The sequence below is a fragment of the Streptomyces sp. NPDC092045 genome (assembly GCF_044756005.1).
GTDB lineage: Bacteria > Actinomycetota > Actinomycetes > Streptomycetales > Streptomycetaceae > Streptomyces.
In genome coordinates, this window is sequence record NZ_JBIVSC010000004.1 from 74593 (window position 1) to 88405 (window position 13813).

At 72.8% G+C, this 13813-nt stretch carries 14 protein-coding genes; 7 read left to right on the top strand and 7 right to left on the bottom strand.

Features of this window, described 5'->3' with window-relative positions; all coding sequences use genetic code 11:
• The first annotated feature begins 9 nt into the window (after window positions 1–9).
• Both ACIQKA_RS13810 and ACIQKA_RS13815 read left to right on the top strand, forming a co-directional pair.
• On the top strand, window positions 10–615 hold the full coding sequence (locus ACIQKA_RS13810; RefSeq protein WP_402541004.1) for a TetR/AcrR family transcriptional regulator: 606 nt from the start codon (window positions 10–12) through the stop codon (window positions 613–615).
• A 346-nt stretch (window positions 616–961) separates the two neighbouring features.
• The gene (locus ACIQKA_RS13815; RefSeq protein WP_402541005.1) at window positions 962–2428 is read left to right on the top strand and encodes a sensor histidine kinase; all 1467 of its coding nucleotides are present in this window, start codon (window positions 962–964) and stop codon (window positions 2426–2428) included.
• Window positions 2429–2638: 210 nt separating this feature from the next.
• Here the strand turns inward: ACIQKA_RS13815 and ACIQKA_RS13820 are convergent, their stop codons facing one another.
• A complete protein-coding gene (locus ACIQKA_RS13820) occupies window positions 2639–2896 on the bottom strand; it encodes a WhiB family transcriptional regulator (RefSeq protein ID WP_003953983.1) in 258 nt (85 codons plus the stop codon).
• Window positions 2897–3213: 317 nt separating this feature from the next.
• A complete protein-coding gene (locus tag ACIQKA_RS13825) occupies window positions 3214–4182 on the bottom strand; it encodes a diacylglycerol/lipid kinase family protein (RefSeq protein ID WP_383434374.1) in 969 nt (322 codons plus the stop codon).
• A gap of 136 nt (window positions 4183–4318) precedes the next feature.
• Here ACIQKA_RS13825 and ACIQKA_RS13830 point away from each other — a divergent pair, with 136 nt between their 5' ends.
• Window positions 4319–4783: a hypothetical protein gene (locus ACIQKA_RS13830; RefSeq protein WP_402541006.1), complete on the top strand. Its 465-nt coding sequence runs from the start codon at window positions 4319–4321 to the stop codon at window positions 4781–4783.
• A gap of 53 nt (window positions 4784–4836) precedes the next feature.
• Here the strand turns inward: ACIQKA_RS13830 and ACIQKA_RS13835 are convergent, their stop codons facing one another.
• The 3 genes from ACIQKA_RS13835 to ACIQKA_RS13845 form a co-directional block, all read right to left on the bottom strand.
• Window positions 4837–5781, bottom strand: a complete 945-nt coding sequence (locus tag ACIQKA_RS13835) for an RNA polymerase sigma factor SigF (protein WP_402541008.1) — start codon at window positions 5779–5781, stop codon at window positions 4837–4839.
• A 77-nt stretch (window positions 5782–5858) separates the two neighbouring features.
• The gene (locus ACIQKA_RS13840) at window positions 5859–6272 is read right to left on the bottom strand and encodes an anti-sigma regulatory factor (protein WP_019889334.1); all 414 of its coding nucleotides are present in this window, start codon (window positions 6270–6272) and stop codon (window positions 5859–5861) included.
• 273 nt (window positions 6273–6545) lie between these two features.
• Entirely contained in the window at window positions 6546–6806 is a 261-nt protein-coding gene (locus ACIQKA_RS13845; protein ID WP_383156250.1) for a UBP-type zinc finger domain-containing protein, read from the bottom strand.
• Window positions 6807–6853: 47 nt separating this feature from the next.
• Here ACIQKA_RS13845 and ACIQKA_RS13850 point away from each other — a divergent pair, with 47 nt between their 5' ends.
• Window positions 6854–8452: a Na+/H+ antiporter gene (locus ACIQKA_RS13850; protein WP_383156252.1), complete on the top strand. Its 1599-nt coding sequence runs from the start codon at window positions 6854–6856 to the stop codon at window positions 8450–8452.
• Here ACIQKA_RS13850 and ACIQKA_RS13855 read toward each other — a convergent pair.
• Together ACIQKA_RS13855 and ACIQKA_RS13860 are read right to left on the bottom strand one after the other, a co-directional pair.
• Window positions 8428–9348, bottom strand: a complete 921-nt coding sequence (locus tag ACIQKA_RS13855) for a 1-aminocyclopropane-1-carboxylate deaminase/D-cysteine desulfhydrase (protein WP_383434383.1) — start codon at window positions 9346–9348, stop codon at window positions 8428–8430. The genes ACIQKA_RS13850 and ACIQKA_RS13855 overlap by 25 nt on opposite strands.
• Before the next feature lie 145 nt (window positions 9349–9493).
• Complete coding sequence (locus ACIQKA_RS13860; protein ID WP_383156257.1) at window positions 9494–10084, bottom strand: N-acetylmuramoyl-L-alanine amidase; 591 nt, start codon at window positions 10082–10084, stop codon at window positions 9494–9496.
• Window positions 10085–10339: 255 nt separating this feature from the next.
• Between ACIQKA_RS13860 and ACIQKA_RS13865 the strand changes: the two genes are divergently transcribed.
• The 3 genes from ACIQKA_RS13865 to ACIQKA_RS13875 all read left to right on the top strand — a co-directional run bounded on the left by ACIQKA_RS13865 (window position 10340) and on the right by ACIQKA_RS13875 (window position 13796).
• Window positions 10340–11755, top strand: a complete 1416-nt coding sequence (locus tag ACIQKA_RS13865) for a family 2B encapsulin nanocompartment shell protein (protein ID WP_383156259.1) — start codon at window positions 10340–10342, stop codon at window positions 11753–11755.
• A 107-nt stretch (window positions 11756–11862) separates the two neighbouring features.
• Window positions 11863–12906, top strand: a complete 1044-nt coding sequence (locus tag ACIQKA_RS13870; protein WP_383156305.1) for a family 2 encapsulin nanocompartment cargo protein polyprenyl transferase — start codon at window positions 11863–11865, stop codon at window positions 12904–12906.
• A gap of 308 nt (window positions 12907–13214) precedes the next feature.
• Entirely contained in the window at window positions 13215–13796 is a 582-nt protein-coding gene (locus ACIQKA_RS13875; protein WP_402541009.1) for a dihydrofolate reductase family protein, read from the top strand.
• The last annotated feature ends 17 nt before the right edge of the window (window positions 13797–13813 follow it).

The following is a 13813-nucleotide window of genomic DNA, read 5'->3' on the forward strand; positions in this document are numbered from 1 at the left end:
ATTCACTCCATGGTGACGAGACAGCGCGGCCGCCCCCGCTCCTTCGACCGGCCCACGGCCCTGGAGCGGGCCACGATGGCCTTCTGGGAGCACGGCTACGAGACGACCTCCGTCTCCGACCTCACCCGCGCCATGGGCATCAGCGCGCCCAGCCTCTACGCCGCCTTCGGGGACAAGAGGACCCTCTTCGAGGAGGTCGTCGAGGCGTACGCCCTCTCGTACGGCGCCTACGGCGGCCGCGCCTTCGCCGAGGAGCCGACCGCCCGGGGCGCCGTCGGGCGCATGCTGGGCGAGGCCGCCGAGCTCTTCACCGAGCCCGGACACCCCCGCGGCTGCCTGATGATCTCCGCCGCGACCAACTGCTCGACCCCCGAGGTCGAGGAGGCCCTGCGCGACCGCAGGAACGCCAACCTGGCCTTCTTCGAGGAGCGGATCCGCCGGGGCGTGGAGTCCGGCGAGCTCCCGGCCGACACCGACCCGCGCGCCCTCGCCCGCTTCAGCGGCGCCGTCCTCCAGGGCATGTCGCAGCAGGCCCGCGACGGGGCGACGGCGGAGGAGCTCACGGCCGTGGCCGAGGCGGCGATGCGCGCCTGGCCGGCGGAGGCGGGGGAGTAGGCGGGTCCCGGGGAATCGCGGCCCCGGAAACACCCGCGGGCCGCGGCGCCCGGCGGGACCCTCAGCCCGCCCGGCACCGCAGCCCGGAGTTGCCCGGCCGGGGGTGTGCGGTCCCTCGGCCGTGTGGGAGGTCTCGACGCAGTCAGGGCAGAGAGCGTCGGGTACCTCGTTCCATCCTCCTGTGCGGGGAGGATGGAGGCTCTGTTCTGTTCATTGTGGACTAGACCATTCTTGTCTGTCCATCCACGCGAACGCGGTGTTTCCTGGCCCATACTCCAACACGCGGCCCCGGAGATCCAGGTTCACCGCCCCTGAATTCCACGGGTACGCTCGCACCGTGCCCTCCATGAACGACCTCGTACGCCAGCACACCGCCCTGAGCGACTCCGATCTCGAGTGGCTCCACCTGCTGGTGTCGGAGTGGCAGCTGCTCTCCGACCTCTCCTTCGCCGACCTCGTCCTCTGGGTCCCGACCCTCGACGGCACGCGGTACGTCTCCGTCGCCCAGATGCGGCCGAACACCGGCCCCACCTCCTACCAGGACGACATGGTCGGCCACCTGGTCCCGCGCGGCCGCCGCCCGCTGCTCGACGCCGCCCTCGACGAGGGCCGGATCGTCCGCGAGGGCGACCCCGAGTGGCGCGAGGAGGTCCCGGTGCGGGTCGAGTCGATCCCCGTGCGGCGCGAGGGCCGGGTCCTCGGCGTCATCGCCCGCAACACCAACCTGCTGACCGTCCGCACCCCCTCCCGCCTGGAGCTCACCTACCTCCAGTCGGCCTCCGACCTGGCCCAGATGATCGCCGCCGGAACGTTTCCCTTCTCCGGCGAGCAGGTCGACATGGACTCCTCGCCCCGCGCCGGCGACGGCCTCGTCCGCCTGGACGCGGAGGGCATCGTCCAGTACGCCTCGCCCAACGCCCTCTCCGCCTACCACCGCCTCGGCCTGGCCGCCGACCTCGTCGGCCAGCACCTCGGCCAGATCACCGCGGAACTCGCGCCCTCGCGCGGCCCGGTGGACGAGGCCCTGGTCACCCTCGCCTCCGGCTACGCGCCGCGCGAGTTCGAGGTCGAGGGCAACGGCGGGGTGATCCAGCTCCGGGCGATCCCGCTCAAGCCCAAGGGCACCCGCATCGGTTCGCTCGTCCTGCTCCGGGACGTCACCGAACTGCGCCGCCGCGAGCGCGAGTTGATCACCAAGGACGCCACCATCCGGGAGATCCACCACCGGGTGAAGAACAACCTCCAGACCGTGGCCGCCCTGCTCCGCCTCCAGGCCCGCCGGATGGATTCCGACCGGGGCCGCGAGGCCCTCAACGAGGCCGTGCGGCGCGTCGGCTCGATCGCCATCGTCCACGAGACGCTGTCCCAGAACCTGGACGAGCGCGTGGAGTTCGACGAGATCGCCGACCGCGTCATCGCGATGGTCGCGGAGATCTCCCCGGGCAAGGTCACCTGCCGGCGCAACGGCCGCTTCGGCATCCTCGACGCCGAGGTCGCCACCCCGCTCTCCATGGTCCTGACCGAGGTCCTCCAGAACGCGCTCGAACACGCCTTCGCGCAGGGGGAGCGGGGCACGGTCGAGGTCTCCGCCGTCCGCGGCGAGGCCCGGACCGACGCCCGCCTCCTCATCACGGTCGGGGACGACGGCTGCGGCCTGCCCGAGGGATTCGACCCGCAGCGGGCCGGAAACCTCGGCCTCCAGATCGTACGGACCCTGGTGGAAGGGGAGTTGGGCGGAACCTTCGACATGCTGCCGGGCGCCGAGCGCGGCACGAAGGTGGTCCTCGACATTCCCGTGCGGTCCCAGAAGTAGGCCCCGCGAAAGCGGTCTCCGCCGGAATTCCCGGCGGAGACCGGAACGGCCGCGGACCGGGACCTCCGGAGAACACGGCAGCGAGCCCCGGACCGAAGGGAATTCGGTCCGGGGCTCGAATGCTGTGGGTTACTGCTGCGCGCTGCGACTCAAGGGCGGTGATTGCACACGCGATGTGTGCGCCGCTCGCCTGAGGCTGTAAGTGGGGCGTCAGGCGCTGGCGTTGCGCGCCCGGTTGCGAGCGGCACGGCGCTTCATCGCGCGGCGCTCGTCCTCGCTGAGGCCACCCCAGACGCCGGAGTCCTGGCCGGACTCGAGCGCCCACTGCAGGCACTGCTCCATGACGGGGCAGCGGCGGCAGACGGCCTTGGCTTCCTCGATCTGCAGCAGCGCAGGACCGGTGTTGCCGATGGGGAAGAACAGCTCGGGGTCTTCCTCACGACAAACGGCGTTGTGACGCCAGTCCATGGCTGCTACCTCTCTTGGTATTACGTGCAGGTTGCTTGTGAATGTGAACGCTTTCACGAATCCCCCCGCAAGGGAAGGGCCGACTGCCAGATGAACTGGTGTGGTCCTTGGACTGAGGAGGGGTTCTGGCTCTCAGTGGAGGCCGGTCTTGCGGGCCGTCCCGATCGCCAAGAAGAGACTCGCAAACCTCGGCAGCGGATACAACCCCTTCCGGAAAGTTTTTTTTGATTCCTCGGTGTCGGCTAGGTCACAGCCGTACTTCTTAGGGGTGGATGCGCGCCTAAACGTTCGAGTGAAAGGACTTTGGGCCCTTCCACTCACACAATCACACGCAGTGCACGGCGAACGCCTGTGAACGCCACGCTCGTACGCAGTCCGAGGTGGTCTCCGTCCATCTGGAGAGGGAGGGGGACCTTCGAATGCAAGGTGAAGTCGGTCAGGTCGTGCAGGGACACCGCGTGCTTGCCGCGGGGCCCGCGATCCGGGGACGAAGTGAGCAACTGGGTGGCATACCGGGCGACGGCGGGGGTAGAGAGACGCCTCAGCCCGAGCACGTCGAGCGCGGTTTCGAAGGAGGCCTCCGGAGACGCGTACACCGGGCGATTGCCCAGGTAGGTCCAGGGAGAGGTGTTGCAGATTATGGAGAGGACCAGATCCTCCACCGGCTCCTCGCCGGGCCGCTCCAGGGTGATCGTGCCGTGCCGGCGGTTGGTCTCGCCCAGGAACTGGCGCACCACCTGGCGCAGATAGAGGGCGTGCGTGGATCTCTTGCCGCGCTCCCGCTGCTGTTCGACCCGGCCGATGACGCTCGCGTCGAAACCGAGGCCGGCGCAGAAGGTGAACCAGCGGGACGGCACGGACTCGTCCTCCGTGCCCGGCGCCCCGGAGGCGAGCCCGAGGCTCACCGTCCGTGTCCGCTCCTCACGCAGCGCGTCGAGCAGGGCGCCGGTCGCCTCCACGGCGTCGTTCGGCAGCCCGAGCGCGCGGGCGAAGACGTTGGTCGACCCGCCGGGGACGACCGCGAGGCTCGGCAGCCGCTCCGGATCGGGCCCGCCGTGCAGCAGTCCGTTGACCACCTCGTTGACCGTGCCGTCCCCGCCGAGGGCCACGACCAGGTCGACGCTCCCGGACTCGGCGGCCCGTCGTCCCAGGTCACGCGCGTGTCCGCGGTACTCGGTGGTGACCGCCTCCAGCTTCATCTCGCTGGCCAGCGCGTGGATGAGGACGTCACGGGTGCGGGCACTGGTGGTGGTGGCTGCCGGGTTGACCACGAGAAGTGCGCGCATGGTCGCCAGCGTACCTACCCGGCGGTACCGGGCCCAGCCCGGTCCGTTCGGCGGACTTCCCGCCCGACGCCGCAGGGGCCCACCCGGCCCACCCGGCCCCGCCGGTCCCGGGGGCGCCCCCGCTACCCTGCCTTGCATGAGCAGTACGGAGCAGACCCCCGCCGGCGGTACGGAGACCCCCGTCGGCGACCCGGAGCGGACCCCCCGTCCCGCCCGCCTCGCCGCGGCGGCGGCCGTGGCCGGCGTCGAGGCGCTCGGCCTCGTCGCCGGAGGCGTCTACATGCTGGTGAGGGCCCTGGCCGGGACGCCCGGCGACCTCATCGGCGCGGCGACGGGCGCCGTGACGCTCGTCGCACTCGGCCTGATCCCGCTCGCCGCCGCACGCGGCCTGTGGCTGCGCCGCTCCTGGAGCCGCGGCCCGGCCGTCATCACCCAGATCCTGGCCCTGCCGGTCGCCTGGCAGATGCTCCAGGCGAACAGTGCGATGATCCCGGCGGGCGCCGTCCTCGGCGTCCTGGCCGTCACCGGTCTCGTCCTCCTGGTGAGCCCCGCCACGACCGAGGCGCTCGGCATCCGGCGCCCCGGTCAGGATGCCCCGTGAGCGGTGCCCGGTGCACGGCCCCTGTGAACGCCGTGAACGGATAGCGGCGGGTCCTACTCCTCCACCAGCAGCTTCTCCCGCAGCTGCGCGAGCGTCCGGGCGAGCAGCCGGGAGACGTGCATCTGCGAGATGCCGACCTCCTGCGCGATCTGCGACTGGGTCATGTTCCCGAAGAAGCGCAGCAGCAGGATCCGCTTCTCCCGGGGCGGCAGGTCCTCCAGGAGCGGCTTGAGCGACTCGCGGTACTCGACCCCCTCCAGGGCCTCGTCCTCCGCGCCCAGCGTGTCCGCCACCGCCGGCGACTCGTCGTCGGTGTCGGGGACGTCCAGGGAGAGCGTCGAGTAGGCGTTCGCCGACTCCAGGCCCTCCAGGACCTCCTCCTCCGAGATCCCCAGCCGCTCGGCCAGCTCGTGCACCGTCGGGGAGCGCCCGTGCTGCTGGGAGAGCTCCGCCGTCGCCGTGGTCAGCGAGAGCCGCAGCTCCTGGAGCCGGCGGGGCACCCGTACCGCCCAGCCCTTGTCCCGGAAGTGGCGCTTGATCTCGCCGACGACCGTCGGGGTCGCGTACGTCGAGAACTCGACCCCGCGCTCCGGGTCGAACCGGTCCACCGACTTGATCAGGCCGATCGTCGCCACCTGCGTCAGGTCGTCCAGCGGTTCGCCGCGGTTGCGGAAGCGCCGGGCCAGGTGCTCCACCAGCGGCAGGTGCATCCGCACCAGCCGGTTGCGCAGCTCCGCCTTCTCGGGGGAGCCCTCCGGCAGCTCGCGCAGCTCGACGAAGAGGGCGCGGGCGCCGCTCCGGTCGTGCGGGGCGGGGACGGCGGGGGCCTCCGTCGCCTCGTCGGCCCCGTCGCCCTCCCGTGCCCCGTCCCCGGCCGCGCCCCCGGGCCTCGGGGTCCCGGAAGCCTCCGCGGGGCCCGCGAGGGCCGCGGGGGCGGCAGGGGTCTCGGGGGCGCCCGGCGCCCCGGCACCCTCGTGCTGCTGCTCGTGCTCGCTCATCTGGTCCGCCCGCTCCGTAGCGCCCTCATGCGGCCGCGCCTTCTGCCCGGGGATGCCGGCCGTCGCGTCCCCGCTCCTCACGCCGGGCCTGGCCCCGCGCCGCGCTGTTTGTACAGGCTGATCGAGACCGTGCGGTCGTCGGCCACCGACGACTCCACCTTCCCGGCCAGCGCCGACAGCACCGTCCAGGCGAAGGTGTCCCGCTCGGGAGCGCGGCCGTCCGTCGTCGGGGCGGAGACCGTCACGTCCAGCGAGTCGTCGACCAGCCGGAAGACGCAGCTGAGGACGGACCCCGGCACGGCCTGCTGGAGCAGGATGGCGCAGGCCTCGTCGACCGCGATCCGCAAGTCCTCGATCTCGTCGAGGGTGAAGTCCAAGCGCGCCGCGAGGCCGGCCGTGGCCGTACGCAGCACGGACAGATAGGCACCCGCAGCGGGCAGCCGGACTTCCACGAAGTCCTGGGTCCCGGGCTCGCCTGCGATCTGGGACACCCTCACCTCCAAGGTGGCACAAACTCATTCGGGGCTCGGGGGAGAGGCCCCCGAACCGGGCGGTACGCAGGGGGCTGCGCAGTCCGCCGTGACGCTATCGCGATCCGTCCCGCCGTGTCGCCGTGCGCTCCCCGGCCCCGCCACGACCCGTCACCCATGGTAGGCCCATGGGTGCGGGCGGTGTGCGGAGGCCTGTGGACGACGGAACCGGGCGACCGGCGGAGGGGTGACGTACCCAAGCGGGAGCCCGTCGAACCGCGAGACGCCGAACCGTCAGACGATCGCCCCGTCCACGAAGCACCAGCGCCACCGCTCGCCCGGCTCGAAGGTCCGCATCACCGGGTGCCCGGTCGAGGAGAAGTGCGCCGTCGCGTGCCGTCCCGCCGAGGAGTCGCAGCACCCCACGTGCCCGCAGGTCAGGCAGAGCCGGAGCTGGACCGGATGCGTGCCGTCCGCCAGGCACTCCGGGCAGGTGTCGGACAGCGGGGCGGGCTCGGGGCGCGGCAGTTCGGCAAGGTGCGGGCACTCGCTCATGATGGCCAGGTTACGTCGCGACACGGACGAGAGGGCGGGCGGACGGGATGGACGCACTGCAACTGGTGGGGCTGGTGGCGGCGAGCGCCGCGATCGCGGGGGCGGCCCGCCGGACCCCGGTGCCCGCCCCGCTGCTCCTGGTCGCCGCCGGCCTCGCCGCCTCGTACGTGCCGGGCGTCCCCGACTACACGCTCGACCCGCACGTGGTGCTGCCGCTGATCCTGCCCCCGCTGCTCTACACGGCCGCCGTCGAGTCCTCCTACCTCGACCTGCGCGCCAACGTCCGGCCGGTCGCCCTGCTCTCCGTCGGGTACGTCCTCTTCGCCACCGTGGCCGTCGGCTGGCTCGCGTACGTCCTCGTGCCCGACCTGCCGCTCACCGCCGCCCTCGTGCTCGGCGCGGTGATCGCCCCGCCGGACGCGGTCGCCGCCACCGCCATCGCCCGCAAACTGGGCCTGCCGAACCGGATCACCACGATCCTCCAGGGCGAGTCCCTGGTGAACGACGCCACCGCGATCACCGCCTACAAGGTCGCCCTCGCGGCGGCCGTCGGCGAGGGGATCGGCTGGGCGGGCGGCGCGGGGGAGTTCGCGCTCGCGGCCGCCGGCGGCGTCGGCGTCGGCCTGGTCCTCATGGTCCCCATCCACTGGCTCCGCCTCCACGTGCGGGACTCCCTGCTCCAGAACACCCTCTCCCTCCTCATCCCCTTCACCGCCTACGCGGCCGCCGAGGAGGTCGGCGCCTCCGGGGTCCTCGCCGTCGTCGTGGTCGGCCTCTTCCTCGGCCACCGCGCCTGGCAGGTCGACTTCGAGACCCGGCTCCAGGAGGAGGCCGTCTGGAAGATGGTGGCCTTCGTCCTGGAATCCGCCGTCTTCGCCCTGATCGGCCTCCAACTCCCGTACGTCGTCCAGGGGCTCGGCCGGTACGGCGTCGGCGAGGCGGCCGGATACGCGGTCGGCGTCTTCGTCGCCGTCGTCCTCGTCCGCTTCGTCTGGGTCTACCCGGCGACCTTCCTGCCCCGGTGGCTCTCCGCCCGCGTCCGGGAGCGGGAGCCGGGGGTGGACTGGCGGGCGCCGCTCGTCGTCGGCTGGGCCGGCATGCGCGGAGTGGTCTCGCTCGCCATCGCCTTCTCCATCCCCGTGGTCGCCGACGGCGAGGAGTTCCCGGCCCGCAACCTCGTCCTCTTCCTCACCTTCACCACCGTGATCGGCACCCTGGTGGTGCAGGGCCTCACCCTGCCGCCCCTCATCCGGCTCCTGAAGCTGCCCGGCCGCGACCGGTACGCCGAGACGCTGGCCGAGGCGCAGGCACAGAGCGAGGCCTCGCGGGCCGCCGAGGAGCGCCTCGACGCCCTCCTCGCGGACGACCGCAACGCCCTGCCGCAGCCCCTCGCCGACCGGCTGCGCACCGTCCTCGACCGGCGCCGCAACGCGGTCTGGGAGCGGCTCGGAGCGGTCAACGAGGTCACGGGGGAGACCGCCGACGACACCTACCGGCGCCTCTCGCGCGAGATGATCGACGCCGAGCGGGAGGTCTTCGTGCGGCTCCGCGACGAGCGCCGGATCGACGACGAGATGATGCGCACCCTGCTCCGCCGCCTCGACCTGGAGGAGGCGGCCGCCTACCGCGAGGAGGCGGACGGCTGAACCCCGTCCGGGGCGCCCGTGACCACCGCCGCGATCCGGGCACCCGGCGGGAACGCGCCCTCCTCCGCCAGGGTCACCAGGCCGTGCAGCATTTTGGCCACATACAGTCGCTCGATGGCGAGTTCATGCCGTTCCTCGAAATCCCGTGTGAACGCCTCCAGGGCCGGGGACACGCGCGCGTAGCCCCCGCCGTGGAAGCGCTCGTCCAGGGACCAGTCGCCGCGCGGACCCCCGTACGCCGCCTCCTGGAGGGCCCGGACCTCCCCGCCCAGGAAGCCCCCCTTGAGGACCGGGAAGCCGAGGGCCCGCTGCCCGGGGGCGAGACCGGCCGCGAGGCCCGCCAGGGTGCCGCCCGTGCCGCAGGCGACGGCCACCGCGTCCGCCGCCCCCGCGAGCTCCCGGCCCAGCTCCGCGCAGCCGCGCACGGCGAGCGCGTTGCTGCCGCCCTCCGGGACCACGTACGCGCCCGCGGGGGCGCGCTCCAGGAGCGCGGCGAGGACGGCGGGGTCGTTCTTCGCGCGGTACGTGGTCCGGTCCACGAACTCCAGGCGCATCCCGTCCGCCGCGCACCGCGCGAGGGACGGGTTGAGCGGCCGGCCGGCCAGCTCGTCGCCCCGGACCACCCCGACCGTGGGGAAGCCGAGCAGCCGGCCGGCGGCCGCCGTCGCCCGCAGGTGGTGGGAGTACGCACCGCCGAAGGTGAGCACGGGCCGCCCGGCCGCCGCCTCCAGGTTGAGCGCGAGCTTGCGCCACTTGTTGCCCGGCAGGTCGGGGTGGATGAGGTCCTCACGCTTCAGGAGCAGCGTGAGGCCCCGCCGGACGAAACGTTTGTCCTCCAGCGGTTCCAGGGGCGAGGGGAGCCGGGGACGCAACCGGGAGAGATCGAGCGCGTTCACCCGGCCATTGTGTCGCCGGTCCGGGCGGGGACGGCGGCGGACGGACCGGCGACCCGGGCGGCGGCGCGGAACGGCGGGGCGGGCGGCGGCGCGGAACGGCGGGGCGGGCGGCGGCGCGGAACGGCGGGGCGGGCGGCGGCGCGGCCTACCGCATCCGCTCGGCGATCCGCTCCCGCATGGAGGCCATCGTGAAGCCTCTCGGATCCGACTTCCCCGGCTGCCACTCCAGGTGGCCGATGACCGACCGGTGGGTCCAGCCGTGCACCCGGCACACGGCCGCGGCCGCCTTCGCGACGGCGTCGAGCTGGACCTTCGGCCACGGGTCCACGCCGTCCCCGAGGTTCTCGCACTCGAAGCCGTAGAAGTGCCGGTTGCCGTCCGTGGTGGCCTCGTCGTCCGGCGGCAGGCGCCGCTCGGCGATGACCGCCCGGAGCACCTCGTCGTCGCCGAGCCCGGCGTGGTTGGCGCGCCCGTAGCCGACGAGGTGGACCGTGCCGTCCTTGGCGATCACGCCGTGGCAGAGCGGTCCCGGCAGGCCCGCGTAGCCGTCCCGGCAGATGCGGACGGTGCCGGCCGTGCCCCGGGTCACGGTGTGGTGGATCATCACGCCGTGCACCGGGCCCCAGGGGCCCTTGTGGTTGCGGTTGTGGGTGGACCAGTCGCCGACCTGGACGACCGTGAGGCCTTCGTTGCGCAGTGCGGTGAGGAACCTGTTCGCGGACATGGGTGCAGCCATGGCCGACTCCTTCCGGAGGACGGGTGGACCTACCGGAGTACCGGAGTCCGCCGCTCCGCCGCCATCCGTTCGGGCCGTGTGCGAGCCGATCCGGACACGGGGGCCGAGGGGCCGCCGGAACTCCACCGTCCGGAGGGAAAAACCGGTGACATGCCCCGAAGATCTTCGAACAGTCCCACTCGATTGTGTAATGGCGCCGACACGGTGCGTACTGAAAGGCTTCTCCCGCAACTCAGTCATACGAGAGGGAGTTCCATGTCCGTAGGTTCGGTTGGCGACGAGGTCCTCGCGGAGCAGCAGGCGCCGCAGCAGAGTCTCGGCACCGCCGCCGCGCGGAACCTCGCCACGACCACCAAGTCGGCCCCGCAGATGCAGGAGATCACCTCCCGGTGGCTGCTGCGGGCGCTGCCGTGGGTTCAGGTGCAGGGCGGCACGTACCGGGTGAACCGGAGGCTCAGCTACTCCGTGGGGGACGGGCGCGTCACCTTCGTCCAGACGGGCGAGCACGTCGCGGTGATCCCCGCCGAACTCGGCGAACTCCCCGCCCTGCGCGGCTACGAGGACGAGGAGGCGCTCTCCGAGCTGGCGTCCCGCTGCACCCAGCGGGAGTACGCGGCGGGCGAGACCATCGCCGTCTCGGGCGCCCCCACCGACCGGGTGTACCTCCTCGCCCACGGCCGGATCGAGCAGATCGGCGAGGGGCCGTACGGCGACGAGGCCGTCCTCGGCGTCCTCGCCGACGGCGCCTACCTCGGCGAGTCCTCCCTGATCCGCGAGGACGCCACCTGGGAGTGGACCGCCCGGGCCGCCACCGCCTGCACGGTCCTGGAGCTCACCCGCGCCGACGTGCGGAACCTCGCGGACCGGGCCGACTCGCTCGCCACCCACCTCGCGACCGTCGCCGCCCTGCCCGAGCAGCGCACCAACAAGTACGGCGAAGCCGCCATCGACCTCTCCGCCGGCCACGTCGGCGAGGCCGTCGTGCCGCACACGTACGTCGACTACGACGCCTCGCCCCGCGAGTACGAGCTGAGCGTCGCCCAGACCGTGCTGAAGGTCCACAGCCGCGTCGCCGACCTCTACAACCAGCCGATGAACCAGACCGAGCAGCAGTTGCGGCTCACGGTCGAGGCGCTCCGCGAGCGCCAGGAGTACGAGCTCGTCAACAACAAGGAGTTCGGCCTCCTCTCCAACTGCGACTACGAGCAGCGGATCCAGCCCCACGACGGTGCTCCCGGCCCGGACGACATGGACGAGCTCCTCTCCCGCCGCCGGGGCTCGAAGATGTTCCTCGCCCACCCGCGCGCCATCGCCGCCTTCGGCCGCGAGCTCAACAAGCGCGGCCTGGTCCCGGAGACCATCGACGTCAACGGCAACCGCATCCCGACCTGGCGCGGCGTCCCGATCTACCCGTGCAACAAGATCCCGGTCTCGGACGCCCGCACCACCTCGATCATCTGCATGCGCACCGGCGAGGCCGACCAGGGCGTGATCGGCCTGCACCAGACCGGCATCCCCGACGAGATCGAGCCCAGCCTCTCCGTCCGCTTCATGGGCATCGACGAGCAGGCGATCATCTCCTACCTGGTCACCGCCTACTACTCGGCCGCGGTCCTCGTCCCGGACGCGCTCGGCGTCCTGGAGAACGTCGAGGTCAGCCGCTGGCGCTGAACCGGCGGCGCCCGGGGGCGGGGGAGCGGACCCTCCCGCCCCCGGGCGCTCCCGGCCCGCCGCGGCGGACGACAGCCGTGAAGGACGCGAAGGAAGTGACCGTGACCATGACCAGCGCGGATGCCGTCACCGACGGCCAGGGGGCCGCGGCGCTCCTGGACCGGACGCGGACGGCCGTCCAGCCCCAGCTCCGCTCGACCGTCGAGACCCTGCCCGGATCCATACGCCGGGTGGCGATGTACCACTTCGGCTGGGAGCACGCCGACGGCTCCCCGGCCGCCGAGCAGGCGGGCAAGGCCATCCGGCCCGCCCTCGTCCTCGCCGCGGCCCGCGCGCTCGGCGCCGAGGAGGCCCGGGCCGTGAAGGCCGCCGCCGCGGTGGAGCTCGCGCACAACTTCACCCTGCTCCACGACGACATCGTCGACGGGGACCCGACCCGGCGCCACCGGCCCACCGCCTGGAAGGTCTTCGGCATCCCGGACGCGCTGATAGCGGGCGACGCGATGAGCGCGCTCGCCCTGCGGCTGCTGGCCGAGGACCCGCACCCCGCCTCGGCGGCGGCCTCCGCGCGCCTCGCCGCCTGCGTCATCGAGCTCTGCGCGGGGCAGCAGGCGGACTGCGCCTTGGAGCAGCGCGGCCCGCGCGAGGTCTCCCTCGACGAGTGCGCGGCCATGGCCACCGCCAAGACCGGCGCGCTGCTCGGCTGCGCCTGCGCCCTCGGCGCGCTCTACGCCGGAGCGGGCGAGGAGGAGGTCGCGGCGATGGACGCCTTCGGCCGGGAGGCGGGGCTCGCCTTCCAGCTCATCGACGACCTCATCGGCATCTGGGGCGACCCGGAGCGCACGGGCAAGCCGGCCGGTGCCGACCTGGCCGCCCGCAAGAAGTCGCTGCCGGTGGTGGCGGCGCTCACCTCCGGGACCCCGGCGGGGGAGGAGCTGGCCGAGCTGTACTCCCGCCCGGTCCTCGACGCGGCGGGGGTGAGGGCGGCGGCGGACGCGGTGGAGCGGGCCGGCGGACGCGACTGGGCGCAGGCCCAGGCGGCCGAGCGGATGGGCCGCGCCGTCGAGCACCTGGCGCGGGCGGTTCCGGACCTGGTGGCCGCGGGGGACTTGCTGGCCCTGGCGGAGTTCGTCACCCGGCGCACGCGCTGAGCCCGCCCGGGCCGGGAGCGGCCGCACCCGGAGGACGATCCGGACCCCGCCGCGCGGTGCTCCGCCCGCCCGTACGGAACACGCGGCCGAGTGCACGGGAGCCGAGCGCACGGGAGCCGAGCGCACGGGAGCCGAGCGCACAGGAGTCGAGTGCACGGGAGCCGAGCGCACGGGAGCCGAGTGCTCGGGACCGGATGCGTGAGGGCCGACCAAAAGGCTTGCGTAACCACTACAGGCAGAGCACTATGACTGACGTGGTCGCGGACAGGGTCCGCCTCCGGAACTTCCCCGAGCGAACGAGGACCGGTTTGCGCAAGCTCACGTACTACATCGCCTGCACCATCGACGGCTTCATAGGCGACCCCGAGGGCGACGCCACCTCCATGTACAAGTACGTGGACGAGGAGTACCTCCGCTGGATGAACGCCGCGTACCCCGAGACGATCCCCACCCAGGGCCGGGAGACCCTCGGCGTCGACAGCCCCAACGAGCGTTTCGACACCGTGGTCCAGGGGATGGGGTCGTACCGGCTCGCCCTGGACATCGGCGTCACCAGCCCCTACAGCCACCTGCGCGAACTCGTCGCCACCCGCTCCCTGGCCGAGTCGCCCCACCCGAACGTCGAACTGATCTCCGGCGACCTCGTCGGCCGCGTCCGCGCGCTCAAGGCCGAGGACGGCCCGCTGGACATCTGGCTCTGCGGCGGCTCCACCGTCGCCGGTGAACTCGTCGAGGAGATCGACGAACTGATCATCAAGACCTACCCGCAGGTGTACGGCAGCGGCATGCCGATGTTCGGCGCCGGCTTCGAGCCCCGGGACTTCGAGCTCGACGACGTCAGCGCCTTCGACAACGGCGTGCTGGTCCGCCGGTACTCCAGGAAGCGGTAGCGCGGCCGTGCGGCCGC